General features: G+C 66.4%; 1 protein-coding gene. It reads left to right on the plus strand.

The window, feature by feature from the left end:
- The coding region (locus QEP11_RS14295; RefSeq protein WP_284337327.1) for an Ig-like domain-containing protein at nucleotides 1–791 on the plus strand (791 nt) is incomplete at both ends.

A 791-nucleotide genomic window follows, 5' to 3' on the forward strand; every position in this document is an offset into this window, starting at 1 on the left:
CAGTCACTGTGCGGGTGGACGGTCAATCGTATGCAGCCACCGACAACGGGGATGGCACCTGGACGGCCCAGGTGCCGGGTGCGGATCTGGCCGCAGCCCAGGACACCACGGTCACGGCCGAGGCGACGTTTGCCGATGTGGCAGGCAACGCCAGCGCACCGGTGACGGGCTCGCAGAGCTACACGGTGGATATCGCAGCTCCTGATACGTCGACCACCACGGTCAGCGTGGGCGTCATTGCCGGTGATGGCGTGGTCAACAGCACGGAAGCAGGCGCCACTGTGCCCGTGAACGTGACGCTGGCCAATGTGCCTGCCGATGCAGCCACCACCACGGTCAACGTGCGGGTGAATGGTCAATCGTATGCAGCCACCGACAACGGGGATGGCAGCTGGACAGCCCAGGTGCCGGGCAATGTGCTGGCCAATGCCCAGGACACCACGGTCACGGCCGAGGCCACGTTTGCCGATGCGGTGGGCAACGCCAGCGCACCGGTGACGGGCTCGCAAAGCTACGCGGTGGATACCACAGCACCGAGCACCACGGTTGCGATCAGCGATGCCGATGGCGACAACAAGCCCACGGTCTCGGGCACGGTCAGTGAGCCGGGCTCTACAGTGACGGTGACGTGGCCCGATGGCACCACCGTGCAAGTGCCCACGGACGCCAGCACCGGTGCGTGGACGGTGACCGCACCGGTGGAGCAGCCCAACGGCACCGTAAACACCGTGGTTACCGATGCGGCCGGCAATGCAGGCCCCGGTGACAACGCCTCCTGGACTGCAGATACC

The sequence above is a fragment of the Comamonas halotolerans genome (assembly GCF_030162935.1).
In the GTDB taxonomy this organism is placed as follows: Bacteria; Pseudomonadota; Gammaproteobacteria; order Burkholderiales; family Burkholderiaceae_C; genus Comamonas; species Comamonas halotolerans.